The organism is Pseudomonas sp. m6p, from assembly GCF_055760375.1.
In genome coordinates, this window is record NZ_CM147084.1 from 1,580,027 (window position 1) to 1,605,881 (window position 25,855).

20 protein-coding genes are annotated in these 25,855 nt (G+C 59.8%); 3 read left to right on the forward strand and 17 right to left on the reverse strand.

The features are described from left to right. Nucleotides 1-3: 3 nt before the first annotated feature. The 16 genes from nuoH to ACYZUM_RS07175 all read right to left on the reverse strand — a co-directional run bounded on the left by nuoH (nucleotide 4) and on the right by ACYZUM_RS07175 (nucleotide 20,081). Complete coding sequence (nuoH, locus tag ACYZUM_RS07100; RefSeq protein WP_007964859.1) at nucleotides 4-1,011, reverse strand: NADH-quinone oxidoreductase subunit NuoH; 1,008 nt, start codon at nucleotides 1,009-1,011, stop codon at nucleotides 4-6. Further along, complete coding sequence (nuoG, locus tag ACYZUM_RS07105) at nucleotides 1,008-3,722, reverse strand: NADH-quinone oxidoreductase subunit NuoG (protein ID WP_108182330.1); 2,715 nt, start codon at nucleotides 3,720-3,722, stop codon at nucleotides 1,008-1,010. The genes nuoH and nuoG overlap by 4 nt, the downstream gene beginning before the upstream one ends. 136 nt (nucleotides 3,723-3,858) lie before the next feature. Further along, complete coding sequence (gene nuoF, locus ACYZUM_RS07110; RefSeq protein WP_041073222.1) at nucleotides 3,859-5,214, reverse strand: NADH-quinone oxidoreductase subunit NuoF; 1,356 nt, start codon at nucleotides 5,212-5,214, stop codon at nucleotides 3,859-3,861. Then, complete coding sequence (nuoE, locus tag ACYZUM_RS07115) at nucleotides 5,211-5,708, reverse strand: NADH-quinone oxidoreductase subunit NuoE (RefSeq protein ID WP_003223804.1); 498 nt, start codon at nucleotides 5,706-5,708, stop codon at nucleotides 5,211-5,213. Before nuoE ends, nuoF begins: the two co-directional genes overlap by 4 nt. 2 nt (nucleotides 5,709-5,710) lie before the next feature. Continuing rightward, nucleotides 5,711-7,495 carry an NADH-quinone oxidoreductase subunit C/D gene (gene nuoC, locus ACYZUM_RS07120; protein WP_041073225.1) on the reverse strand — a complete coding sequence of 595 codons (1,785 nt, stop codon included), beginning with the start codon at nucleotides 7,493-7,495 and terminating at the stop codon, nucleotides 5,711-5,713. 69 nt (nucleotides 7,496-7,564) lie between these two features. Continuing rightward, a complete protein-coding gene (locus ACYZUM_RS07125) occupies nucleotides 7,565-8,239 on the reverse strand; it encodes a NuoB/complex I 20 kDa subunit family protein (RefSeq protein ID WP_003223809.1) in 675 nt (224 codons plus the stop codon). Nucleotides 8,240-8,249: 10 nt separating this feature from the next. Next, the gene (locus ACYZUM_RS07130) at nucleotides 8,250-8,663 is read right to left on the reverse strand and encodes an NADH-quinone oxidoreductase subunit A (protein ID WP_003223812.1); all 414 of its coding nucleotides are present in this window, start codon (nucleotides 8,661-8,663) and stop codon (nucleotides 8,250-8,252) included. Between the two features lie 746 nt (nucleotides 8,664-9,409). Then, nucleotides 9,410-10,735, reverse strand: coding sequence for an isocitrate lyase (aceA, locus tag ACYZUM_RS07135; RefSeq protein ID WP_041073228.1), 1,326 nt, complete (start codon nucleotides 10,733-10,735; stop codon nucleotides 9,410-9,412). A 473-nt stretch (nucleotides 10,736-11,208) separates the two neighbouring features. Then, nucleotides 11,209-11,970 carry a secretin N-terminal domain-containing protein gene (locus tag ACYZUM_RS07140; RefSeq protein WP_108182331.1) on the reverse strand — a complete coding sequence of 254 codons (762 nt, stop codon included), beginning with the start codon at nucleotides 11,968-11,970 and terminating at the stop codon, nucleotides 11,209-11,211. 263 nt (nucleotides 11,971-12,233) lie between these two features. Further along, nucleotides 12,234-12,659: a GNAT family N-acetyltransferase gene (locus ACYZUM_RS07145; protein ID WP_003223818.1), complete on the reverse strand. Its 426-nt coding sequence runs from the start codon at nucleotides 12,657-12,659 to the stop codon at nucleotides 12,234-12,236. After that, on the reverse strand, nucleotides 12,652-13,824 hold the full coding sequence (locus ACYZUM_RS07150) for a ribosomal protein uL16 3-hydroxylase (protein ID WP_041073232.1): 1,173 nt from the start codon (nucleotides 13,822-13,824) through the stop codon (nucleotides 12,652-12,654). Before ACYZUM_RS07150 ends, ACYZUM_RS07145 begins: the two co-directional genes overlap by 8 nt. Nucleotides 13,825-13,910: 86 nt before the next feature. Then, the gene (purB, locus tag ACYZUM_RS07155) at nucleotides 13,911-15,281 is read right to left on the reverse strand and encodes an adenylosuccinate lyase (RefSeq protein WP_027614666.1); all 1,371 of its coding nucleotides are present in this window, start codon (nucleotides 15,279-15,281) and stop codon (nucleotides 13,911-13,913) included. Between the two features lie 127 nt (nucleotides 15,282-15,408). Beyond that, nucleotides 15,409-16,032: a high frequency lysogenization protein HflD gene (hflD, locus tag ACYZUM_RS07160; protein ID WP_041073234.1), complete on the reverse strand. Its 624-nt coding sequence runs from the start codon at nucleotides 16,030-16,032 to the stop codon at nucleotides 15,409-15,411. After that, the gene (gene mnmA, locus ACYZUM_RS07165) at nucleotides 16,029-17,153 is read right to left on the reverse strand and encodes a tRNA 2-thiouridine(34) synthase MnmA (protein ID WP_108182332.1); all 1,125 of its coding nucleotides are present in this window, start codon (nucleotides 17,151-17,153) and stop codon (nucleotides 16,029-16,031) included. The genes hflD and mnmA overlap by 4 nt, the downstream gene beginning before the upstream one ends. A gap of 59 nt (nucleotides 17,154-17,212) precedes the next feature. Continuing rightward, nucleotides 17,213-17,659, reverse strand: a complete 447-nt coding sequence (locus ACYZUM_RS07170) for an NUDIX hydrolase (protein ID WP_041073236.1) — start codon at nucleotides 17,657-17,659, stop codon at nucleotides 17,213-17,215. 196 nt (nucleotides 17,660-17,855) lie between these two features. Then, nucleotides 17,856-20,081, reverse strand: coding sequence for an NADP-dependent isocitrate dehydrogenase (locus ACYZUM_RS07175; protein ID WP_041073238.1), 2,226 nt, complete (start codon nucleotides 20,079-20,081; stop codon nucleotides 17,856-17,858). 480 nt (nucleotides 20,082-20,561) lie between these two features. Between ACYZUM_RS07175 and icd the strand changes: the two genes are divergently transcribed. After that, nucleotides 20,562-21,818 carry an NADP-dependent isocitrate dehydrogenase gene (gene icd / locus ACYZUM_RS07180; protein WP_473061305.1) on the forward strand — a complete coding sequence of 419 codons (1,257 nt, stop codon included), beginning with the start codon at nucleotides 20,562-20,564 and terminating at the stop codon, nucleotides 21,816-21,818. Between the two features lie 79 nt (nucleotides 21,819-21,897). Here icd and ACYZUM_RS07185 read toward each other — a convergent pair whose 3' ends face one another. Beyond that, entirely contained in the window at nucleotides 21,898-22,179 is a 282-nt protein-coding gene (locus tag ACYZUM_RS07185) for a cold shock domain-containing protein (protein WP_108182333.1), read from the reverse strand. A gap of 224 nt (nucleotides 22,180-22,403) precedes the next feature. On the opposite strand from ACYZUM_RS07185, the gene clpS reads away from it, so the two are divergent. Further along, nucleotides 22,404-22,787, forward strand: a complete 384-nt coding sequence (clpS, locus tag ACYZUM_RS07190; protein ID WP_011334948.1) for an ATP-dependent Clp protease adapter ClpS — start codon at nucleotides 22,404-22,406, stop codon at nucleotides 22,785-22,787. Between the two features lie 30 nt (nucleotides 22,788-22,817). Further along, the gene (clpA, locus tag ACYZUM_RS07195) at nucleotides 22,818-25,088 is read left to right on the forward strand and encodes an ATP-dependent Clp protease ATP-binding subunit ClpA (RefSeq protein ID WP_041073244.1); all 2,271 of its coding nucleotides are present in this window, start codon (nucleotides 22,818-22,820) and stop codon (nucleotides 25,086-25,088) included. Nucleotides 25,089-25,855: the final 767 nt, after the last annotated feature.

Sequence of the window (25,855 nt, forward strand, 5' to 3'; positions counted from 1 at the left end):
TCCTCACTGAACCGCAACCGCAGGTGTGTTCCACAACACAACCGCAGCGGTTATCAGCAAATTGATCAGGGTCAGTGGCAGGCAGAATTTCCAGCTGAAATCCATCACCTGGTCATAACGCGGACGCGGGATGGAAGCGCGCAGCAGGATGAACAGCATGATGAAGAACGCGGTCTTCAGTGCGAACCAGACGAAGGACAGTTGCGGCAGGATGCCGAACGGACCGTGCCAGCCACCGAAGAACAGGGTGACCAGCAGCGCCGAGATCAGGATGATGCCGATGTATTCACCGACGAAGAACATGCCCCATTTCATACCGGCGTATTCAATGTGGTAACCGTCGGCCAGTTCCTGTTCCGCTTCCGGCTGGTCGAACGGGTGACGGTGAGTCACGGCGACGCCAGCGATGAAGAAAGTACAGAAGCCGAAGAACTGCGGAATGATGAACCACAGGTTCTGCGCCTGGTACTCGACGATGTCGCGCATGTTGAACGAGCCGACCTGCACCACGATGCCCATCAGGGCCAGGCCCATGAACACTTCGTAGGACACGGTCTGCGCCGAGGCACGCAAGCTGCCGAGCAGGGCGAACTTGTTGTTGCTCGACCAGCCGGCGAACAGCACCGCGTAGACCGACAGACCGGCCATGGCGAAGAAGAACAGCAGGCCGATGTTCAGATCCGCCACGCCCCAGGTCGGGGTGATCGGGATGATCGCGAACGCGATCAGCAGGGCGGACATGGCGACCACCGGTGCCAGGGTGAAGATCACCTTGTCGGCAAACGGCGGGGTCCAGTCTTCCTTGAAGAACATCTTCAGCATGTCGGCGGCGATCTGGAACATGCCGAACGGGCCAACGCGGTTCGGACCGTAACGGTCCTGCCACCAGCCCAGCAGGCGACGTTCGACAAAGCTGAGCAACGCGCCGGCGACCACAACGGCCAGCAGAATCACGATGGCTTTGATGACCGTCAGGATCACATCGATCACTTCAGGGGTGAACCAGGTCATTGCGCTGCCTCCTGCAGACCGTCGACGGACACGCCGGCGAATGCCGGTGGAATGCCGGCGATGCCCGCAGGCAAGGCCACCAGACCAGCGCCCAGTTCTTCATTGATGCGCAGCGGCAGACGCAGGGTCTGGCCGGCCACGTTCAGGCTCAGCAGAGCACCGTCGTTGACGCCCAGGCGATCCGCTTCGGATTTGGCCAGCGCCACGTACGGAGCCGGGATGCGTTCTTGTACCGGCGCGGCTTTCGACGAGTTTTCGTCGCTGCCGAACAGGTGGTAGAACGGCACGGCCTGCCAGGTGCCCGGCGCCGGGTTGAATGCGCGCGGAGCGGCAGCGAACCAGTTCAGCGAATCACCGGTGCTTTCGATCAGGCGGGTGCCCGGGTCGCCAGCACGCAGGTGACCACCGACTTCGTCCTGGAACTTGTTCCAGGCTTGCGGCGAGTTCCAGCCCGGCGACCAGGCGAATGGCACCTGCTGACGCGGTTCGGCCGAGCCCGAGTAACCTTCCATGGAGAAGGCGAACGCGGTGTCTTTGTCTTGCGGGGTGCGCGGTTCGTGAACGCTGATGTCGGCGCGCATCGCGGTGCGACCGGAATAACGCAGCGGCTCACGCGCCAGTTTCAGACCCTTGATGCGGAACGCGGCAGACGGCGCGGCATCGACGATACGCGCCAGTTGCTCGGTGCTCGACGCCACGGCAGCGGTGACGTGGTCGAGTTGCGTCCAGTCGATCGGCTGGTTCAGCAAAGTCGAGCGCAGGGCGTGCAGCCAGCGCCAGCCTTCGTGAACCAGGATGCTCGCATCCATGTATTGCGGATCGAAAACCTGGAAGAAGCGCTGTGCGCGGCCTTCCTGGCTGACCAGCGTACCGTCGCCTTCAGCGAAGCTCGCCGCTGGCAGCACCAGTTGCGCGCGATCGGTGGTGGCGGTTTTCTGGTGGTCGGCAACGATCACTACTTTCGCAGCGTTCAGCGCGGCATCGACCTTGGCTTTCGAGGTGCGGGTGTACAGATCGTTTTCCAGCACGACGATGGCGTCGGCCTTGCCGTCGATCACGGCTTGCAGCGCCGCGTCGACCGATTCGCCACCGAGCATGGCGAGGCCGAGGCTGTTGGCTTCCGGCACGATCAGGCTGATCGAACCGTTCTTCTCGCGCAGCTTCAGGGCTTTGGCGATGTTCGCCGCCGCTTCGATCAATGCTTTGGAACCCAGCGAAGTACCGGCGATGATCAGCGGGCGCTTGGCCGCGAGCAGGGCGTCGGCGATGCGCTTGGCCAGTTCCAGTGCTTCCGCGTCCAGACCTTCAACGGCCGGTGCGCTGGCATCCAGTGCGTGGGCCACAGCGAAGCCGATGCGCGCCAGATCGTCCGGAGCGGCGTGAACGCATTCTTCGGCGATGTCGTCGAGCTTGGTTTCGGCCAGGCTGGCGATGAACAGCGGGTTCAGTTCGTGCTGACCGATGTTCTTCACTGCAGCGTCGAGCCACGGCTGCACGCGCATGGCTTCGGCCATGTCTTCGGCCTTGCCCTTGACCGACTGACGCAAGGCCAGCGCCATACGGGCGGCGGTCTGGGTCAGGTCTTCACCAAGGACGAACACAGCGTCGTGGTCTTCGATGTCGCGCATGTTCGGCACGGGCAACGGGCTGTCTTTGAGCACTTGCAGGACCAGGCGGATGCGCTCCAGTTCGGAGGCTTCGATACCGGAGTAGAAGTGCTCGGCGCCGACCAGCTCGCGCAGCGCGTAGTTGCTTTCGAGGCTGGCACGCGGCGAACCGATACCGACGATGTTGCGCCCGCGCAGCAGATCAGCGGCTTTATCCAGCGCAGCGTCGACGCTAAGCTTGGTGCCGTCGGCCAGCAGCGGCTGACGTGGACGGTCGGTGCGGTTGACGTAGCCATAACCGAAACGGCCACGGTCGCACAGGAAGTACTGGTTCACCGAACCGTTGAAACGGTTTTCGATGCGACGCAGTTCGCCGTAACGCTCGCCCGGGGAGATGTTGCAACCGCTGGAGCAGCCATGGCAGATGCTCGGCGAGAACTGCATGTCCCATTTGCGGTTGTAGCGCTCGGAGTGCGTCTTGTCGGTGAACACACCGGTCGGGCAAACCTCGGTGAGGTTGCCGGAGAACTCGCTTTCCAGCGTGCCGTCTTCAACGCGACCGAAGTACACGTTGTCGTGGGCGCCGAACACACCGAGGTCGGTGCCGCCGGCGTAGTCCTTGTAGAAACGCACGCAGCGGTAGCAAGCGATGCAGCGGTTCATTTCGTGGGAAATGAACGGGCCCAGTTGCTGGTTCTGGTGGGTGCGTTTGGTGAAGCGATAACGGCGCTCGTTGTGGCCGGTCATCACCGTCATGTCTTGCAGGTGGCAGTGACCGCCTTCCTCGCACACAGGGCAGTCGTGCGGGTGGTTGGTCATCAGCCATTCGACAACGCTGGCGCGGAACGCCTTGGATTCTTCATCGTCGATGGAGATCCAGGTGTTGTCGGTGGCAGGCGTCATGCAGGACATGACGATGCGACCACGGGTGTCGTTCTCGTCGGTGTACTGCTTGACTGCGCACTGGCGGCAGGCCCCGACGCTACCAAGCGCGGGGTGCCAGCAGAAATAAGGGATGTCGAGGCCCAGCGACAGACATGCCTGTAACAGGTTGTCTGCCCCGTCGACTTCGAGCGCTTTGCCGTCTACGTGGATAGTGGCCATGGTTCAAAGGTCTTCGTTGGCCCGGTGTCAGCGGGCGTGGCTAATGGAATCTTGTTATCCGTCCGAATCCAGTCAGCCCCGAAAGGCGTCATCGGACGAAAGGCGAAGGGCACGGACCCTTCGCCTTTTTAAGCGTTTACGCGCCGATTACGATCGGCCTTGCCAGAGGCGGGACGGCGGCGCTTGCAGGCGCGATACCGGCTTCGAACTCTGGACGGAAGTATTTGATGGCACTGCCCAGCGGCTCCACGGCACCCGGTGCGTGAGCACAGAAGGTCTTGCCTGGGCCGAGGAAACCGACCAGACCCAACAGGGTCTCGATGTCGCCCGGCTGACCACGGCCTTCTTCGATGGCCATCAAGAGCTTGACGCTCCATGGCAGGCCATCACGGCACGGGGTGCAGAAGCCGCAGGATTCACGGGCGAAGAACTGCTCCATGTTGCGCAGCAGGGAAACCATGTTGACGCTGTCGTCCACCGCCATCGCCAGGCCGGTACCCATCCGGGTGCCCACTTTGGCGATGCCGCCGGCGTACATTTGTGCGTCGAGGTGTTCTGGCAACAGGAAACCGGTACCGGCGCCACCTGGCTGCCAGGCCTTGAGCTTGTAACCGTCGCGCATGCCGCCGGCGTAGTCTTCGAACAGCTCGCGGCCGGTAACGCCGAACGGCAGTTCCCACAGGCCAGGGTTCTTGACCTTGCCGGAGAAGCCCATGAGCTTGGTGCCCATGTCTTCACTGCCTTCGCGGGCCAACGATTTGTACCAGTCAACGCCGTCGGCAATGATCGCCGGCACGTTGCACAGGGTTTCGACGTTGTTCACGCAGGTCGGCTTGCCCCACACGCCGACAGCGGCAGGGAAGGGCGGCTTGGAGCGCGGGTTGGCGCGGCGGCCTTCGAGGGAGTTGATCAGTGCGGTTTCTTCACCGCAGATGTAACGCCCGGCGCCGGTGTGGACGAACAGTTCGAAGTCGAAACCGCTGCCCAGAATGTTTTTACCCAGCAGGCCTGCAGCCTTGGCTTCTTCCACGGCACGGTTGAGGTGCTTGGCGGCGGTGGTGTACTCGCCACGCAGGAAGATGTAGCCACGGTAGGTTTTCAGTGCGCGGGCACTGATCAGCATGCCTTCGATCAGCAGATGGGGCAGTTGCTCCATCAGCATGCGGTCTTTCCAGGTGTTCGGCTCCATCTCGTCCGCGTTGCACAGCAGGTAGCGGATGTTGATGGATTCGTCCTTGGGCATCAGGCCCCACTTCACGCCAGTGGGGAAGCCTGCACCGCCGCGACCTTTGAGGCCGGCGTCTTTCACGGTCTGGACGATGTCGTCCTGGGCCATGTCGGCGAAGGCTTTGCGCGCAGCGGCGTAACCGTTCTTGGCCTGGTATTCGTCGAGCCATACGGCTTCGCCGTCGTCACGCAGGCGCCAGGTCAGCGGGTGAGTCTCGGCCGAACGCTTGATGCGGTTGGCAGGACCGAAAGATGTCAGGGTCATACGTAGCCCTCGAGCAGTTTGGCCACGCCGGCAGGCTGTACGTCGCCAAAGGTGTCGTCGTCGATCATCAGCGCCGGTGCCTTGTCGCAGTTGCCGAGGCAGCAGACCGGCAGCAGGGTGAAACGACCGTCGGCGGTGGTCTGACCCAGGCCGATGCCCAGATTGTTCTGGATCTCGCTGACCACCGACTCGTGGCCGCCGATGTAGCAGACCATGCTGTCGCAGACGCGAATGATGTGGCGGCCGACCGGCTGACGGAAGATCTGGCTGTAGAACGTCGCCACGCCTTCAACGTCGCTGGCCGGGATGCCGAGGATCTCGCCGATCGCGTACAGGGCGCCATCCGGCACCCAGCCGCGTTCTTTCTGAACGATCTTCAGGGCTTCGATCGACGCCGCGCGCGGGTCTTCGTAGTGATGCAGCTCGTGCTCGATGGCCGAGCGCTCGGTTTCACTCAAGGTGAAACGGTCTGTCTGGATAAGCGTGCTGTTCATGCTTAGCGGTCCACGTCGGCCATAACGAAGTCGATACTACCCAGGTACGCAATCAAGTCCGCGACCATGCTGCCTTTGATCACCGAAGGGATCTGTTGCAGATGCGCGAAGCTCGGAGTACGGATCCGGGTACGGTAGCTCATGGTGCCGCCGTCGCTCGTCAGGTAATAACTGTTGATGCCCTTGGTCGCTTCGATCATCTGGAAGGATTCGTTGGCCGGCATGACCGGGCCCCACGAAACCTGCAGGAAGTGCGTGATCAGGGTTTCGATGTGCTGCAGCGTGCGCTCTTTCGGCGGCGGCGTGGTCAGCGGGTGATCCGCCTTGTACGGGCCTTCCGGCATGTTGCGCAGGCACTGATCGATGATCTTGACGCTCTGGCGCATCTCTTCGACGCGCACCATGCAGCGGTCGTAGGCATCGCCGTTGGCGGCCAGCGGCACTTCGAACTCGAAGTTCTCGTAGCCGGAGTATGGACGCGCTTTACGCAGGTCGAAGTCGCAACCGGTGGAACGCAGGCCGGCACCGGTGACGCCCCATTCCAGCGCCTCTTTGGTGTTGTACTGGGCAACGCCGATGGTACGACCCTTGAGAATGCTGTTCTGCAGGGCGGCCTTGGTGTATTCGTCGAGGCGCTTTGGCAGCCATTCAACGAAGTCTTTCACCAGTTTTTCCCAGCCGCGTGGCAGGTCGTGGGCGACGCCGCCGATGCGGTACCAGGCCGGGTGCAGACGGAAACCGGTGATGGCTTCGATCACCGTGTACGCCTTCTGGCGGTCGGTGAAGGTGAAGAACACCGGAGTCATGGCGCCGACGTCCTGGATGTAGGTACCCAGGAACAGCAGGTGGCTGGTGATCCGGAAGAACTCGGCCATCATGATGCGGATGACGTCGACCTTCTCCGGCACCTTGATACCGGCCAGCTTCTCGACCGAGAGCACGTACGGCAGGTTGTTCATCACGCCGCCGAGGTAGTCGATACGGTCGGTGTACGGGATGAAACTGTGCCAGGACTGACGCTCGGCCATCTTCTCGGCGCCACGGTGGTGGTAACCGATGTCCGGCACGCAGTCGACGATCTCTTCACCGTCCAACTGCAGAATGATGCGGAACGCACCGTGCGCCGAAGGGTGGTTCGGACCCAGGTTGAGGAACATGTAGTCCTCGTTGGCCCCGGAACGCTTCATGCCCCAGTCTTCAGGACGGAAGCGCGCGGCTTCTTCCTCAAGCTGTTGCTTGGCGAGGTTGAGGCTGAACGGATCGAATTCGGTGGCGCGCGCCGGGAAGTCCTTGCGCAGCGGGTGACCTTCCCAGGTCGGCGGCATCATGATGCGCGACAGGTGCGGGTGGCCTTTGAAGTCGATGCCGTACATGTCCCAGACTTCACGCTCGTACCAGTTGGCGTTCGGCCAGATGCTGGTGACGGTCGGCAAGCTCAGGTCGCTTTCGGACAAGGCGACTTTGATCATCACGTCACTATTACGCTCAAGCGACATGAGGTGATAGAACACGGTGAAGTCGGCGCCCGATGGCAGCCCTTGACGCTTGGTGCGCAGACGCTCGTCCACGCCGTGCAGGTCATAGAGCATGACGTACGGCTTGGGCAGGTTGCGCAGGAAGGTCAGGACTTCGACGAGTCTGGCGCGCGCCACCCACAGCACCGGCATGCCGGTGCGGGTCGACTGAGCGGTGAACGCTTCGGCGCCAAAACGGTTGTTCAATTCGACGACCACATCCTGGTCGTCTGCCTTATAAGGCGGGATGTACAGAGCGCTGCCTGTAGTCATGGTTATTTTTTCGCTTTCGGTCAACGTAAAGAATGAAGCCAGCTTCTCGTTTCTTTGAAACAGACTGGATCAGACTTCGTCAGGGCTGCGCAGGTTGGTGACTGCGATTCGCTGTTCGCGGCGCTGTTCCTTTTGCGAAGGCATGTCGGCGCGATAAACGCCTTGGTCGCCAACGACCCAGGAAAGCGGACGACGCTCCTGTCCAATCGATTCCTGCAACAGCATCAAGCCTTGAAGGAATGCTTCTGGACGAGGCGGGCAGCCAGGTACGTAGACGTCCACGGGCAGGAACTTGTCCACCCCTTGAACCACGGAGTAGATGTCGTACATGCCACCGGAGTTGGCGCACGAACCCATGGAGATCACCCACTTCGGTTCGAGCATCTGCTCGTAGAGACGCTGAATGATCGGCGCCATCTTGATGAAGCAGGTACCGGCGATAACCATGAAGTCGGCCTGACGCGGTGATGCCCGGATAACTTCGGCGCCAAAGCGCGCGATGTCGTGGGGCGCCGTGAAGGCGGTGGTCATTTCCACGTAGCAGCACGAAAGGCCGAAGTTGTACGGCCACAGGGAGTTTTTACGCCCCCAGTTGACCGCGCCACTCAGCACGTCTTCGAGCTTGCCCATGAAAATGTTTTTGTGGACTTGATCCTCTAACGGATCGGAAACGGTTTCCCGTTCGCCGATCGGATATTGCTCGTTAGGAGCATCGGGGTCGATTCTGGTGAGATTGTATTGCATTGCCAAAGCCTCATTGTTTCAGCTTCGCCTGCCGCTTGCGACGAGCTTCCGGAGCCCAGTCAAGGGCGCCCACTCGGAACAGGTAGACAAGACCTGCCAACAGAATTGCTATGAAAACGAGAGCTTCGACGAATCCGGTCCAGCCGCTTTCGCGGACGGACACAGACCATGCAAAGAGAAAGAGGGCTTCGATATCGAAGATCACGAACAGCATCGCGACCAGATAGAATTTGGCTGAGAGCCGCAAGCGGGCGCCACCTGTAGGTAGCATGCCGGACTCGAACGGTTCGTTTTTGCTGCGGCCCCAGGCTTTTGACCCGAGGAGGCTGGAGACGCCAAGCATGAAGGCACACAGGCCGACGACACCCAGAAGGAAAATGGCAAAGCCCCAGTTGTGGGCCATGAGTCCTGTCGCTTCGGGCATGCTGGTAATCCTTAACAGAGAGCAAAGGTCTCTGAGCTTGATAAAGAAATAGGCAGTGACGATATGTCGCAGCAATCAATCGCGCTGATTTTATGGCTAAACACCCGGCAAGTAAAATTCCTATAGCGAAATTATTTATTGGAATAAGGACATAGCGAACCTCCGATGCCCTGCAGGCCATGCGTTGCGGGCATTAGCCGGGATTCTGCCAATTATGTTTTGTAGGAAATGTAACGAACATAGTTGTCGCTAAATGATAATTAATATCGTTTGGGGTGGTTTTGTAACTGTTTAGCGGTGCAGTAAACAGAAAGTTGTCTTATATGCCTGTTACTGCAAGTAGCGGTGGCGAGCGTTTTAGCTGATTTTTGTGACGTCTATACCGCTCTGGGTCAATGTTTTGTCTCGCGGGCTGAAGGACGAAACCTGTGGGAGCGAGCCTGCTCGCGAATGCGGTGGGTCAGTCGCCGCATGTGCAGGCTGACAATACGCTTTCGCGAGCAGGCTCGCTCCCACAAGGGTCGTTGAAGGATCTACCCTTTGTAGGAGCTGCCGCAGGCTGCGATCTTTTGACTTTGCTTTTTAAAGACAAGATCAAAAGATCGCAGCCTTCGGCAGCTCCTACCGGGCGGGCGGAGAAATCTGCGGGCAAAAAAACGCCCCGAACCAGTCGGGGCGTCAGTCTTGCGGCTTTGCGGTTAGCTTTTTATACGATCCGCAAAGGCCGTTTGCTCAGCGAAGTCGAATCAGTGGAACTGTTCTTCTTCGGTCGAACCGGTCAGCGCGGTCACCGAGGACGTGCCGCCCTGAATCACGGTAGTCATGTCGTCGAAGTAGCCGGTGCCCACTTCCTGCTGGTGAGCCACGAAGGTGTAGCCCTTGGCGGCGTCAGCGAATTCCTGCTCCTGCAGCTTCACGTAGGCAGTCATGTCGTTGCGGGCGTAGTCGTGCGCCAGGTTGAACATGCTGTGCCACATGTTGTGAATGCCGGCCAGGGTGATGAACTGGTGCTTGTAGCCCATGGCGGACAGTTCGCGCTGGAACTTGGCGATGGTCGCGTCGTCCAGGTTTTTCTTCCAGTTGAAGGAAGGCGAGCAGTTGTACGACAGGATCTGGTCCGGGTATTCCTTTTTGATCGCTTCGGCGAAGCGACGGGCTTCTTCCAGGTCCGGCTTGGCGGTTTCGCACCAGATCAGGTCGGCGTACGGTGCGTAGGCCAGGCCACGGGCGATTGCCTGGTCCAGACCGGCGCGAACCTTGTAGAAACCTTCCTGGGTGCGGGTGCCAGTCACGAACGGCTGGTCGTACGGGTCGCAGTCGGAAGTCAGCAGGTCGGCAGCGTTGGCGTCGGTACGGGCCAGGATGATGGTCGGTACACCGGCAACGTCGGCAGCCAGACGAGCAGCGGTCAGCTTCTGTACGGCTTCCTGGGTTGGAACCAGCACCTTGCCGCCCATGTGGCCGCACTTTTTCACGGAAGCCAACTGGTCTTCGAAGTGCACGCCGGCGGCGCCTGCTTCGATCATGCTCTTCATCAGTTCGTAGGCGTTCAGTACGCCGCCGAAACCGGCTTCGGCGTCAGCCACGATTGGCGCGAAGTAGTCGATGTAGCCTTCGTCGCCCGGGTTCTTGCCGGCTTTCCACTGGATCTGGTCAGCGCGACGGAACGAGTTGTTGATGCGCTTGACCACGGTTGGCACCGAGTCCACCGGGTACAGCGACTGGTCCGGGTACATCGATTCTGCGGAGTTGTTGTCTGCAGCCACCTGCCAGCCCGACAGGTAGATCGCCTGGATACCGGCCTTGACCTGCTGAACAGCCTGGCCACCGGTGAGGGCGCCCATGCAGTTGACGAAATCTTTCTCTGGGCGGAAGGACGGCTTGGCACCCTGGGTCACCAGGTTCCACAGCTTCTCGGCGCCCATTTTTGCAAAGGTGTGCTCAGGTTGAACCGAGCCACGCAGACGGACGACGTCAGCAGCGGAGTAAGTGCGAGTCACGCCTTTCCAGCGCGGGTTTTCAGCCCAGTCTTTTTCAAGGGCTGCAATTTGCTGTTCGCGTGTCAGTGCCATGGAGATAAACCTCGTCGCGTCTTTATGAAAAGTTGTTCTGCGGTGGAAAATTCCTGCGCTCGCTGACCAGAAGCTTAGGCGGTCAGGTCGGGTTCGGCGGGGTAGGCGACGGGATGAACGATGGGCTCGAGGGGAAGTGAGCAGGTAGTGGCGGACTGCGGGCGCATTCGGGCGTCGTGGGCCTTTATACGTTCTACAGCGTGAAGCCGGGTTACCTAATTACGCTTCCGTCCCTCGGGACAACTTCGTTCCAGTCGGCAACCTCGTCAAACACACCTTGTGGGCGGTACAGACACGAAGCGGTTCGCGGGGTAGGTGCGAACGTCGCTTCGAAGGCCCTTGCCAGGGCCTCTGATTAGCGGGAGCGAGGCCATCATGCCTTCGCTTTTTTGGCTCGTCAAACGTTTTGTAGTGCTTTTTTTCAAGCACTACATCTTTCGTCTAATACGACTAATCAGTCAGTTTTCGGTGCTTTAGTCCAGGGCGTCGACTTTGACCCGCAAGGTCATGTCATCCCGGCCTTGAGTCGAGTAGCTGCGGGCCAGCCCCTGTTTGTCGGCCTGAGTCTGGCGATTCACCCCGGCGAGAGTGATCCATTCGCCCAGGCGTCCGCTGACCGTTGTGTCGGTACTTTGCACGTTCACTACATCGGGACGTTCCTGGTTCATGCGGTCACGGTTGGTACTGATTGCCAGGTGAACGATGTCGCCGGTGACGCTCGCCGTCACGTAGAAACCCTGGGTGACGTTGCGGTATTGCGTCTGGCTGCTGTAATCGCCGTAGGAGTTGGTCTGGCTGCTGGTGATCGGCACACTTTGACCGACTTGAATCAGCGCCGGCATGCCGTCGGTGGCTTGCACCTGCTGCACGCCGCCATCACGGCTGGCGGTGCTGCGGCTGATGATGCGGGTCTGGTTCGGTTGGGCGCCGTTGACCGAGTAGCCTTCATCGCCACGGTCGTTGTTTTCATTGGTATCGACCGTGATCAGCAGGCGTTTGGGCGCAGTGTCGAGTTGACTGATCAGCGCCTTGAGTTCCTGGATCTTGTCCGGCTCGGCCTTGATGATCAGTTGATTGCCATAGGCGCTGACCTGACCGTCCTTGCCGATGAAGTCCTGCGCCATCGGCAGCATATCGGCACTGGTGCGGTAATTGAGGGGCACGATTTCTGTGGCTGCCATCACCGAAAAACTGCAGCCGAGCAGCAGGGTGGTGAGCAGTGTGCGTAGGGACATGTCCGTTATCTCCGCTTTCGAAAGGCTTGATATTGCCAGTTTGTCGGCCCGGGGTGGGGCAAGTTGAATCGTAGACAGCAAAACGCCCCGGCATCCGAAAATGGCGGGGCGTTTTGAGAGGGCGCTCAAGAGCCTTTGTAGTGAGGGGATTTATCCCCGATGGGGCGCGGAGCGGCCCCAAAAAACCTTGGGCCTGCTTCGCAGTCCATCGGGGATAAATCCCCTCACTACAGGATCTCCAAAGATCACAAGATTTCTGCCGCTCAGGCCGAATGGCGAACCATATCGACATGCGGAATCCCGGCTTCAAGGAATTCCTCACTGACCAGGCTGAAGCCCAGGCGCTCATAGAACGCCGTGGCCTGTACCTGGGCGCTGAGCATCTGCTGCTGCAGGCCGCGGGCTTCGGCTTCGGCGATGACCGCCTGCATCAGCGCATCACCCACCTTCATCCCGCGCCAGTCCTTCAGTACCGAAACCCGGCCAATGTGCCCGTCGGGCAGCAGGCGCGCGGTGCCGATCGGAAAGTCACCTTCGAACGCCAGAAAATGCACGGCGGTCGCGTCATCGGCGTCCCATTCAAGCTCGGGTGGCACCGATTGTTCGGCGATGAACACCGTTTCACGAATGCGCCGGATCTCGGCGTTGTCCTTTTGCCAGTCTGCGACACGTACGCGAATCTTATTCATCGGCAAATCCCAGGCTGCCCTGTTTGACCAGCTCACACAGCAGGCCGCGACCGTCTTCGTCGTTCAGCCACTCGCCGAGGTTGTCGACGTGCAGCGCATCGGCGGCGCAGATCATCTTCAACAGCTCGCGCAGCTTGCCCGGCAGGTAACGGCTCTGACCGCTGGCGAACAGCAGCAGATCGTCATCGACTTCCGACCAGGCCAGGCGCGCGCTCGGGTTGCGGATCAGCACCGCACCGTCTTGCAGGGCGTTGAGGAAGTCGTCTTCTTCAACGTCTTCCGGGCCGACCACCAGTTCCGGGTAGCGCGGTTCGGTCATGTACTGGCCGAACCAGGTCAGCAGCAGGCGTTCGTCGCTCATGTGTTCGGCGAGCAGGCTTTTCAGGCGGCCGAGTGCGTCGTGCTGGATCTGATGCGGATCATCGCTGACCGGCTTCGCATCGGCGTCGGTGTAGCGTTCTTCGTCAGTCAGGAACTGGCTGAGGAAGTCAGTGAAATGGGTCAGCACTTCAGAAGCGCTCGGCGCACGGAAACCGACCGAGTAGGTCATGCAGTTGTCGACGGCGACGCCGCAATGGGCCAGACGCGGTGGCAGGTAAAGCATGTCGCCCGGTTCCAGCACCCATTCTTCGGTTTCGTGGAATTCGGCGAGGATGCGCAGATCCGCGTGTTGCAGCAGCGGGCTTTCGGAGTCGCACATCTGGCCGATCTTCCAGTTGCGCTTGCCGTGGCCTTGCAGCAGGAACACGTCGTAGTTGTCGAAGTGCGGACCGACGCTGCCACCGGGGGCGGCGAAGCTGATCATCACGTCGTCGACGCGCCAGCTCGGCAGGAAGCGGAAGTTTTCCAGCAGTTCGCTGACTTCCGGGACGAATTGATCAACGGCCTGAACGAGCAGGGTCCACTCTTTTTCCGGCAGCTTGCTGAATTCGTCTTCGGCGAACGGGCCGCGACGCAGCTCCCACGGACGCTCGCCGTGTTCGATCACCAGGCGCGACTCGACCTCTTCTTCCAGGGCCAGGCCGGCCAGTTCGTCGGCGTCGATCGGGCTTTCGAAGTCAGGGATGGCCTGACGGATCAGCAGCGGCTTTTTCTGCCAGTAATCGCGCATGAATTCGCGCGCCGTAAGACCGCCCAAAAGTTGAAGAGGAGTATCAGGATTCATGTGTAACCTATTGAAAAAAAGCATTTTTCAGACGGGAATAAAAACGCCCGGCGCGGCCGGGCGTCTCAAACGGGTCAAGCGGTGAATCAGATGCGTTTTGCTTGCGCCACAGCGTTACCGATGTAGTTGGCCGGGGTCAGCTGTTTCAGCTCGGCTTTCGCTTCGGCTGGCATGTCCAGGCCGTCGATGAAAGTCTGCAGCGCTTCAGGGCTGATGCCCTTGCCGCGGGTCAGTTCTTTCAGCTTCTCGTACGGGTTTTCGATGTTGTAGCGGCGCATTACGGTCTGGATCGGCTCGGCCAATACTTCCCAGCAAGCGTCCAGATCGGCAGCAATCTTGTCGGCGTTGAGCTCGAGTTTGCTGATGCCTTTGAGGCTGGCTTCGTAGGCAATCACGCTGTGAGCAAAGCCCACGCCAAGGTTGCGCAGTACGGTGGAGTCGGTCAGGTCGCGCTGCCAGCGGGAGATCGGCAGTTTGCTCGCCAGGTGCTGGAACAGTGCGTTGGCGATGCCCAGGTTGCCTTCGGAGTTTTCGAAGTCGATCGGGTTGACCTTGTGCGGCATGGTCGACGAACCGATTTCGCCAGCGATGGTGCGCTGCTTGAAGTAACCCAGGGAGATGTAGCCCCAGATGTCACGGTCGAAGTCGATCAGGATGGTGTTGAAGCGCGCGATCGCGTCGAACAGCTCGGCGATGTAGTCGTGCGGTTCGATCTGTGTGGTGTACGGGTTGAAGCCCAGGCCCAGTTCGTCTTCGATGAAGGCGCGGGCGTTGGCTTCCCAGTCGATCTGCGGGTAGGCCGACAGGTGCGCGTTGTAGTTGCCTACGGCGCCGTTGATCTTGCCCAGCAGCGGCACGGCAGCGACTTGAGCGATCTGACGCTCGAGACGGTAAACCACGTTCGCCAGCTCTTTGCCCAGCGTGGTCGGGGAGGCCGGTTGACCGTGGGTGCGCGACAGCATCGGCACGTCGGCGAAACGGATTGCCAGTTCGCGGATGGCGTTGGCAGTCTGGCGCATCAGCGGCAGCATCACGTCGTCACGGCCTTCGCGCAGCATCAGGGCGTGGGACAGGTTGTTGATGTCTTCACTGGTGCAGGCAAAGTGAATGAACTCGCTGACCTTGGCCAGCTCCGGCAGCTTGGCCGCCTGCTCCTTGAGCAGGTATTCGATCGCCTTGACGTCGTGGTTGGTGGTGCGCTCGATCTCTTTGACGCGCTCGGCGTGCTCCAGCGAGAAGTTTTCAGCCAGTTCATTGAGAACGGCGTTGGCCTCGGCGGAGAAGGCGGGCACTTCCGGGATACCGGCGTGGGCGGCCAGGCGCTGGAGCCAGCGCACTTCAACCAGGACGCGGGCACGGATCAGGCCGTACTCGCTGAAAATCGGGCGCAGGGCCTGGGTTTTGCCGGCGTAGCGGCCGTCAACAGGGGAAACCGCAGTGAGCGAAGAGAGCTGCATGGGGTGTTCTCGGACAGTCGGGCAACGAAATGGGGCGCGTATCATACATGAAAAAATCCGCCGGTCCGTTGCCAACTGACCGGCGTATTACGCGCTACAGACTACAAACCTTTTATCGCGCGACGATTTACTCGCTGCGCATCAACGGATACAGCTCTTTGAGCAGCTTGCGCCGGCTGATCACCAACTGCCAGCGATGGCCGCCGAGCTGGCGCCACAGGCGTGCCGAGCGAATGCCGGCCAGCAGCAGGGCGCGGATCTTCGAAGCGTTGCTCGGTTGTTGCAGGTTGCGCATGTCGCCATGCACCTGAATCCGCTGGCGCAGTGTGCTCAAGGTGTCCTGATACAGTGCACCGCAAGCGGCGATCACGTTTTCGTGGGCCGGGCCGAAATGTTCGACCTGCGACTGGATCTGCGGCAAGCGCTTGCCAATGGTGTCGAGCATGTCGTCACGCTTGGCCAATTGACGTTCGAGGCCGAGCATCGACAGGGCGTAGCGCAGCGGTTCGCGCTGCAGGGTGCTCGGGTCGCGCTCGAGGGCGCCGATCAATGCCCGATAACCCTCGCGCAGATTGATATCGTCGCCGCCGTACACGTCCAGTGTGTCTTTCGGGTCGCGTACCAGCAGGCTGCCGAGCATGCAGCTCAGGCCGGCTTCGCTGGTCTGGCCGGTCTTGGCGATCCGGTCGACCAGCACGGCGGCGAGAAACACCCCGCCCAGCGCCGTCAGTTGCTCCTGAGTCGGGCTCATGCCTGGCCGCTCCACGGCTCGGCGACTTCGATCACGCCGCCCCCGAGGCAGATTTCATCGTCGTAGAACACCACGGATTGGCCCGGGGTGACAGCGCGTTGCGGTTCGTCGAACACAGCGCGGTAGCCGTTTTCGGTTTTTTCCAGGGTGCAAGCCTGATCGCTCTGGCGATAACGCACTTTGGCGGTGAGGCGCAGCGGCTGGCTCAGGTCGATCGGATTGACCCAGTAGATTTCCGAAGCGAGCAGGGCGCTGGAGAACAGCCACGGATGGTTGTTGCCTTGGCCGACGATCAGCTCGTTGGTGTCCAGATCCTTGCGCAGCACGTACCACGGTTCGTCGCCGGCATCTTTCAGGCCGCCGATACCCAGGCCCTGACGCTGACCGATGGTGTGGTACATCAAGCCGTGGTGACGGCCGATGACCTCGCCTTCGGTGGTCTTGATCTCGCCCGGTTGCGCCGGCAGGTATTGCTTGAGGAAATCGCTGAAGCGTCGTTCACCGATGAAGCAGATTCCGGTGGAATCCTTCTTCTTGGCGGTCGCCAGCTCGTATTTCTCGGCAATGGCGCGCACTTCGGGCTTTTCCAGTTCACCGACCGGGAACAGGGTCTTGGCGATCTGTTCGCCGCCGACGGCGTGCAGGAAATAGCTCTGATCCTTGTTCGGATCGAGGCCCTTGAGCAGTTCGGTGCGGCCATCGATGTCACGACGGCGCACGTAGTGGCCGGTGGCAATCAGGTCGGCACCAAGCATCATGGCGTAGTCGAGGAACGCCTTGAACTTGATCTCGCGGTTGCACAGGATGTCCGGGTTCGGCGTGCGACCGGCCTTGTATTCGGCGAGGAAGTGCTCGAACACGTTGTCCCAGTACTCGGCGGCGAAGTTGGCGGTGTGCAGCTTGATGCCGATCTTGTCGCACACGGCCTGGGCATCCGCCAGGTCATCCATGGCGGTGCAGTATTCCGTTCCGTCGTCTTCTTCCCAGTTCTTCATGAACAGGCCTTCCACCTCGTAACCCTGCTCGATCAGCAGGAGAGCGGAAACGGAAGAGTCCACGCCGCCGGACATGCCGACAATGACGCGCTTCTTGGATGTGTCAGAAGGGGCTGGATCACGCATAGGGATTCAATGAGTGTCTTGAAAAAGGACGCGATTCTAGCAGGCTCACGGCCTCAAGGCTAAAGAGAAGGGCGGATCAGTTCGAGACTGAAGTGATGACCGGCCAGATAGTCGTCGATGCAGCGGATGATCAGCTCGCTGCGCCAGTTGTCGCGCTGAGCGATTAATTCGCTACGGGTCAACCACTTGGCGCCGACGATGCCGTCGTCGAGTTGATAGTCCGGGTGGTGTTTCACCGCTTTGGCGCTGAAGCACACGCGCTGGTAAGTCACGCCGTTGCTCGGTGCGGTGTACAGGTAAATCCCGATCACGCCAGTGGGTTCGACGTCCCAGCCGGTTTCCTCGAGGGTTTCGCGGATGGCGGCGTCGATCAGGGTTTCGTCCGGGTCGAGATGGCCGGCGGGCTGGTTGAGCACGTTACGCCCGGCCTTGTGCTCTTCGACCATCAGGAAGCGGCCGTTGTCTTCGACGATGGTGGCGACGGTGATGTGGGGGAGCCATTCCATAAAACCTTCCTCAATATCCAGGTTTAACCCGATTCCCTGTGGGAGCTGGCTTGCCAGCGATGGCGGCTTATCATTCACCATTGAAGGTGCCTGATCCACCGCTATCGCTGGCAAGCCAGCTCCCACAGGGTTTTGTGTTGTATTCGGAAACAGAAACCCCGGCACTGGGCCGGGGCTTCTTTGCAGCATTACAAGCTTAAACCAGCGCAGCAATCGCCGCGTTGAAGGTTGCGCTTGGGCGCATGGCCTTGCTGATCAGCTCGGCGTCGGCGTGGTAGTAACCACCGATGTCCACTGGCTTGCCCTGCACGGCGTTGAGCTCGGCAACGATGGTCGCCTCGTTCTCGGTCAGGGTTTTGGCCAGGGTCGCGAACTGCGCTTGTAGTGCAGCGTCTTCGGTCTGGGCGGCCAGGGCCTGAGCCCAGTACAGCGCCAGGTAGAAGTGGCTGCCGCGGTTGTCGATGTTGCCGACTTTGCGCGATGGCGACTTGTTGTTGTCGAGGAACTGGCCAGTGGCCTGATCCAGGGTCTTGGACAGAACCAGTGCTTTCGGGTTGTTGTAGTTCACGCCCAAATGCTCAAGGGACGCTGCCAGCGCGAGGAATTCGCCCAGCGAGTCCCAACGCAGGAAGTTCTCTTCGACCAGTTGCTGCACGTGCTTCGGCGCCGAACCGCCAGCGCCGGTTTCGAACAGGCCACCGCCGTTCATCAGCGGCACGATCGACAGCATCTTGGCGCTGGTGCCCAGTTCCATGATCGGGAACAGGTCGGTCAGGTAGTCGCGCAGTACGTTGCCGGTCACCGAAATGGTGTCCTTGCCTTCGCGGGTGCGCTGCAGGGTGTACTTCATGGCATCGACCGGCGCCATGATCTGGATGTCCAGACCGCTGGTGTCGTGATCCTTCAGGTACGCCTGAACCTTCTCGATAACCACGCCGTCGTGGGCGCGCATCGGGTCCAGCCAGAAGATCGCCGGGGTGCTGCTGGCGCGAGCGCGGTTGACGGCCAGTTTGACCCAGTCCTGAATCGGCGCGTCTTTGGTCTGGCACATGCGGAAGATGTCGCCGGCTTCAACAGCCTGTTCCATCAGCAGGTTGCCCTTGCTGTCGGTGACGCGAACCACGCCGTCAGCCTTGATCTGGAAAGTCTTGTCGTGCGAGCCGTACTCTTCGGCTTTCTTCGCCATCAGGCCAACGTTTGGCACGCTGCCCATGGTGGTCGGATCGAACGCGCCATTGGCTTTGCAATCTTCGATCACGGCCTGGTAGATGGTTGCGTAGCAACGATCCGGGATCACTGCCTTGGTGTCGTGCAGTTGACCGTCGGTGCCCCACATCTTGCCGGAGTCACGGATCATTGCTGGCATCGAGGCGTCGACGATAACGTCGCTCGGCACGTGCAGGTTGGTGATGCCCTTGTCGGAATTGACCATCGCCAGCGATGGACGCGCGGCGTAGACCGCTGCGATGTCCGCTTCGATCTGTGCTTGCTGCTCGGCCGGCAGAGCCTTGATGCGCGCGTACAGATCGCCAATGCCGTTGTTCAGGTTGAAGCCGATCTGGGCCAGCACGTCAGCGTGCTTGGTCAGGGCGTCTTTATAGAACTCGGCAACAATCTGGCCGAACATGATCGGGTCAGAGACCTTCATCATGGTCGCTTTCAGGTGCACCGAGAGCAGTACGCCTTGCGCCTTGGCGCTGTCGATTTCAGCAGCGATGAACGCACGCAGGGCGTTTTTGCTCATCACGGCGCAGTCGAGGATCTCGCCGGCCTGAACGCTGGTTTTCTCTTTCAGGACGGTCGCGGTGCCATCTTTGGCAATCAGTTCGATCTTCACAGCGTCAGCGGCGTCGATCAGGGCAGCTTTTTCGCTGCCGTAGAAATCGCCGGTGCTCATGTGAGCCACGTGGGACTTGGAGTCTTTGGCCCAGGCGCCCATTTTGTGCGGGTGCTTGCGCGCATAGTTCTTGACCGACAGCGGAGCGCGGCGGTCGGAGTTGCCTTCACGCAGAACCGGGTTCACGGCGCTGCCCTTGACCTTGTCGTAACGCGCCTTGGCTTCTTTTTCGGCGTCGTTGGTCACGGTTTCCGGGTAGTCCGGCAGGTTGTAGCCCTGGGCTTGCAGCTCTTTGATTGCCGCTTGCAGCTGAGGTACCGAAGCGCTGATGTTCGGCAGCTTGATGATGTTGGCTTCAGGCGTAACGGCCAGGGCGCCCAGTTCGGCGAGGTGGTCGGCTACGGCTTTGTCGCCCAGTTGCTCGGGGAAGCTGGCCAGGATGCGTGCTGCAAGAGAGATATCGCGGGTTTCCACGGCGATATCGGCCGAGGCGGTGTAAGCCTCGATGATCGGCAGCAGGGAATAGGTGGCGAGGGCTGGAGCTTCGTCGGTGAAGGTATAGATGATCTTCGAGCGGGTGGGCATATTCGGATTAACTCTCTCTTCTTTGCTAAAGCGTGCGCAGAAACTCGAGGGGCGCCGGGTAAGCGCGTTCGTTCAAAGTCATCCATGAACCGAATGTCGAGAATCTTCGCGGTGATGTTGGGTGCATCGTTGAGCGTCAAGCAGTCAGGCTGCGGTAACAACCCGACCAATCAGGCGGAAAGTCTCGTGCTAGAGAGGCCAGCCGTCGTGACCCTTTGGTCAGCGGGCGGCATTATACATAGGTAGCTGGCAATCTGCCGATGGTTCATATGCAACCGGTCTCGTCCATTGGTCTAAAGGTCGCAGGGCGGGGTGGGGCGTAGAGTCGCCGGGAATGCTTGAGTTTGGCGCTTTTCCCTTTGCTTTCAGGCTTGTACGAAACCAGATGTGCCCGCGTCGTGAACAGAGGGTTTGCGTGTTGATTTAACTGGGTTACGCTCGAACCAAGCCAGATGTTCAATCCAAACAATGGAGTTCAGCATGGGTTACAAGAAGATTCAGGTTCCAGCCGTCGGCGACAAAATCACCGTCAATGCAGACCATTCTCTCAATGTTCCTGATAACCCGATCATCCCCTTCATTGAAGGTGACGGCATTGGCGTCGACGTCAGCCCGGTGATGATCAAAGTGGTTGATGCTGCCGTGGCCAAGGCCTACGGGGGCAAGCGCAAGATTTCCTGGATGGAGGTTTATGCTGGCGAAAAAGCGACTCAGGTCTATGACCAGGACACCTGGCTGCCCCAGGAAACCCTGGACGCCGTCAAGGATTACGTGGTCTCCATCAAGGGCCCGCTGACCACCCCGGTCGGTGGCGGCATCCGCTCCCTCAACGTGGCCCTGCGCCAGCAACTCGATCTCTATGTCTGCCTGCGTCCAGTGGTGTGGTTCGAAGGCGTACCGAGCCCGGTGAAAAAGCCTGGCGACGTCGACATGGTGATCTTTCGCGAGAACTCCGAAGACATCTATGCCGGCATCGAGTGGAAGGCCGGCTCCCCTGAGGCCACCAAGGTCATCAAGTTTCTGAAAGAAGAAATGGGCGTCACCAAGATCCGTTTCGACCAGGATTGCGGTATCGGCATCAAGCCTGTTTCCAAGGAAGGCACCAAGCGCCTGGTGCGCAAGGCCCTGCAATACGTGGTGGGCAACGACCGCAAGTCGCTGACCATCGTGCACAAGGGCAACATCATGAAATTCACCGAAGGTGCCTTCAAGGACTGGGGCTACGAGGTGGCGAAGGAAGAATTCGGCGCCGAGCTGCTCGATGGCGGCCCATGGATGAAGTTCAAGAACCCGAAAACCGGCCGTGAAGTCATCGTCAAGGATGCCATTGCCGACGCCATGCTCCAGCAGATCCTGCTGCGTCCGGCCGAGTACGACGTGATCGCCACGCTGAACCTCAACGGTGACTACCTCTCCGACGCCCTGGCGGCTGAAGTGGGCGGTATCGGTATCGCGCCGGGCGCCAACCTGTCCGACACTGTGGCAATGTTCGAAGCCACCCACGGTACCGCGCCGAAGTACGCCGGCAAGGATCAGGTCAACCCGGGTTCGGTGATTCTGTCGGCCGAGATGATGTTGCGTCACCTGGGCTGGACCGAAGCGGCTGACCTGATCATCAAGGGCACCAATGGCGCCATCAAGGCCAAGACCGTGACTTACGACTTCGAACGTCTGATGGAAGGCGCCACGCTGGTGTCTTCTTCGGGCTTCGGTGAGGCGATCGTCAAGCACATGTAAGAACGGCAGTCGCAACAAAACCGCCCGGCTCGAGTGATCGAGCCGGGCGGTGTGTTTTCTGGCAGGTGTTCGGGTCGCTTCAGCTGGTCACGGATTGGTGATGAGCGGCTGTCGAGGCGGCATCTTTCGCGACCTCGACATTCTGAATATTTGTGGCGTGCAGGCCTTTGGGCCCTTGCACGATCTCGAATTTGACGGTTTGCCCGGCTTTGAGGGTTTTGTACCCGTCCATCTTGATGGCGGAGTAGTGGGCAAAGAAATCGATGTCCTTGCCGTCCTCGTCCTTCCCCTCGCGGGAGTCGGTGTTAATGAAACCGAACCCCTTGGCATTGTTGAACCATTTCACCTTGCCGACAGCCATGCTCAAATCCCTCTGCAACAGTCTCCATCGCTGGAGTATCATCCAATTCATCCGCAATCGAATCCGTTAAAAAGATTGACTCCGCGGATCTTTTTTACCCACTGTGGGCTCTATTGGTTGTAACACCGTTTTCCCGATAGTCAAGGTGACCGGGCAGTCGGAGTTGAAAAGGTGTACAGCCGCCCCCACCACTGTATTTGCACAACTGACGAACCTTTCTTTCCATGCATGCAATCAGCCAGATTCGACTAACATTCAATCAGGATCGCCCGCTTCTCCAAAAGGATCTTCCACAGGAGCACGACGACGATTCGGCAGGCGTTGCTGTTCAGGAAGCAAAGCCTGCGTTACAGGCGCCGCCGATGTACAAGGTGGTTTTGTTCAACGATGACTACACACCGATGGATTTCGTCGTCGAAGTGCTCGAGGTGTTTTTTAACCTGAATCGCGAGCTGGCGACCAAGGTCATGCTGGCCGTTCACACAGAAGGACGGGCAGTATGTGGAGTGTTTACCCGCGACATCGCCGAGACAAAGGCCATGCAGGTCAACCAGTACGCCAGGGAAAGCCAGCATCCGCTACTCTGTGAAATCGAGAAGGACGGTTAATCGCCGACCACTTGGGTATGAGGTGAAGCTATGTTAAACCGCGAGCTCGAAGTCACCCTCAATCTTGCCTTCAAGGAGGCTCGTTCGAAGCGTCATGAATTCATGACCGTCGAACACCTGCTGCTGGCCCTATTGGACAATGAGGCTGCCGCCACCGTATTGCGTGCCTGCGGCGCAAACCTCGACAAACTCAAGCACGACCTGCAGGAGTTCATCGACTCAACCACGCCATTGATCCCCGTCCATGACGAAGATCGCGAAACCCAGCCAACCCTGGGCTTCCAGCGTGTACTGCAACGTGCTGTTTTTCATGTACAGAGCTCGGGCAAACGCGAAGTGACTGGCGCCAACGTGCTGGTTGCAATCTTCAGTGAGCAAGAGAGTCAGGCCGTGTTCCTGCTGAAACAGCAGAGCGTTGCGCGCATTGATGTCGTCAACTATATCGCCCATGGCATCTCCAAGGTGCCGGGGCATGGCGATCACTCTGAAGGTGAACAAGATATGCAGGACGACGAGGGCGGTGAGTCTTCTTCTTCAGGCAATCCGCTGGATGCTTATGCCAGCAATCTCAACGAACTTGCGCGCCAGGGTCGAATCGATCCGCTGGTCGGTCGCGAAACGGAAGTCGAGCGTGTCGCGCAGATCCTCGCGCGTCGACGCAAGAACAATCCGCTGCTGGTCGGCGAGGCGGGCGTGGGTAAAACCGCGATTGCCGAAGGCCTGGCCAAGCGGATTGTCGACAACCAGGTGCCGGATTTGCTGGCCAATAGCGTCGTCTATTCGCTCGACCTCGGCGCTCTGCTTGCAGGCACCAAGTATCGCGGTGATTTCGAGAAGCGCTTCAAGGCGCTGCTCAATGAACTGAAAAAACGTCCGCAGGCGATCCTGTTCATCGACGAGATTCACACCATCATCGGTGCGGGCGCTGCGTCCGGTGGCGTAATGGATGCCTCGAACCTGCTCAAGCCGCTGCTGTCGTCTGGCGACATTCGCTGCATCGGCTCGACCACGTTCCAGGAATTTCGCGGCATCTTCGAGAAGGATCGTGCGCTGGCACGACGCTTCCAGAAAGTCGATGTCGTCGAGCCGTCGGTGGAAGACACCATCGGTATCCTGCGCGGCCTGAAGGGGCGTTTCGAGCAACACCACAACATCGAATACAGCGATGAGTCGTTGCGCGCCGCTGCTGAGCTGGCATCGCGTTACATCAATGACCGGCACATGCCGGACAAGGCCATCGACGTGATCGACGAAGCGGGCGCCTACCAGCGTCTGCAGCCGGCCGACAAGCGCGTGAAGCGCATTGACGTGCCGCAGGTTGAAGACATCGTGGCGAAAATCGCGCGGATTCCGCCGAAACATGTCACCAGCTCCGACAAGGAACTGCTGCGCAATCTGGAGCGTGACCTGAAGCTGACGGTATTTGGTCAGGACGCGGCGATCGATTCGCTGTCGACCGCGATCAAGCTGTCCCGCGCCGGCCTCAAGTCGCCGGACAAGCCAGTGGGTTCGTTCCTGTTTGCCGGTCCAACCGGTGTCGGCAAAACCGAGGCTGCGCGGCAACTGGCCAAGGCGTTGGGGATCGAACTGGTGCGCTTCGACATGTCCGAGTACATGGAGCGCCACACCGTATCGCGTCTGATCGGTGCGCCTCCAGGCTATGTCGGCTTTGATCAGGGCGGTCTGTTGACCGAAGCGATCACCAAGCAGCCGCACTGCGTGTTGCTGCTCGATGAAATCGAGAAGGCGCATCCGGAAGTCTTCAACCTGCTGCTGCAGGTGATGGACCACGGTACGCTCACCGACAACAACGGGCGCAAGGCGGACTTCCGCAACGTGATCATCATCATGACCACCAACGCCGGCGCCGAGACGGCAGCGCGGGCTTCGATCGGCTTCACTCATCAGGACCACTCGTCCGATGCGATGGAAGTGATCAAGAAGAGCTTCACGCCGGAGTTCCGTAACCGTCTGGACACCATTATCCAGTTTGGTCGCCTCAGCCATGAGGTCATCAAAAGTGTGGTGGACAAGTTCCTTACCGAACTGCAGGCGCAACTGGAAGACAAGCGTGTGTTGCTGGAGGTTACCGATGCGGCGCGCAGTTGGCTGGCGGCCGGTGGTTACGACTCGGCGATGGGCGCACGTCCGATGGCGCGTCTGATCCAGGACAAGATCAAGCGTCCGCTGGCGGAGGAGATTCTGTTTGGCGAGCTGGCCGAGCATGGCGGTGTGGTACACATCGACATCAAGGATGGTGAGCTGACGTTTGACTTCGAGACTACGGCTGAGATGGCCTGACGGTTGTTGGTCTGTTGTAAAGCGAAAGGCGCCTTCGGGCGCCTTTTTTGTTGTCTGATCTTTTTTGGGTGTATATCCGTTGCTGCGGTAACGGCTGCTTAGGGTTCCGCCCTTACGGCGGGTCACTTTTGACAAACGCCTCAAAAGTAACCAAAAAGGCTTTACCCTGACGTTCGGCCCTCGCTCAGGCTCGGGTTCCTTCGCTGCGGGATTCATCCGGGGGCAGCGCCTACGGTTTGCTTCGCTGCACCTCCTCTCGCTGTGTTTGGCTGCGCCAAACGGTCGCTGCGCTCCCACCCCCGGATAAATCCCTCCACTCAGCCTGCCGACGGGCCCTGAGATCAAAAGCTTTACTCGAGCTAACGCTCATTGTGTTGAGTGGGGCGGCTTCGCCGCATGGGATGTGCACGAATAAAGTTGTAGGAGCTGGCTTGCCAGCGACGGCGGCCTGACAGCCGACCAATCTCTAACTGATGACACCCGATCCCACTGTGGGAGCTGGCTTGCCAGCGATGGCGGCCTGACAGCCGACCAATCACCCACTGAAAACACCCAATCCCATGTAGGAGCTGCCGAAGGCTGCGATCTTTTGATCTGGCTCTGGCTTTTGATCTTGACTTGGCTTTTGATTTTTTGCCCCTTCGGCAGGCCGAGCGGAGGTGTCCATCAGGGGGAAGGCGCGCAGCGCCATGCGGCGAAGCCGCATACATCGAGAGGAGGTGCAGCGAAGCAAACCGTCGGCGATGCCCCCTGATGGGCACCGTAGC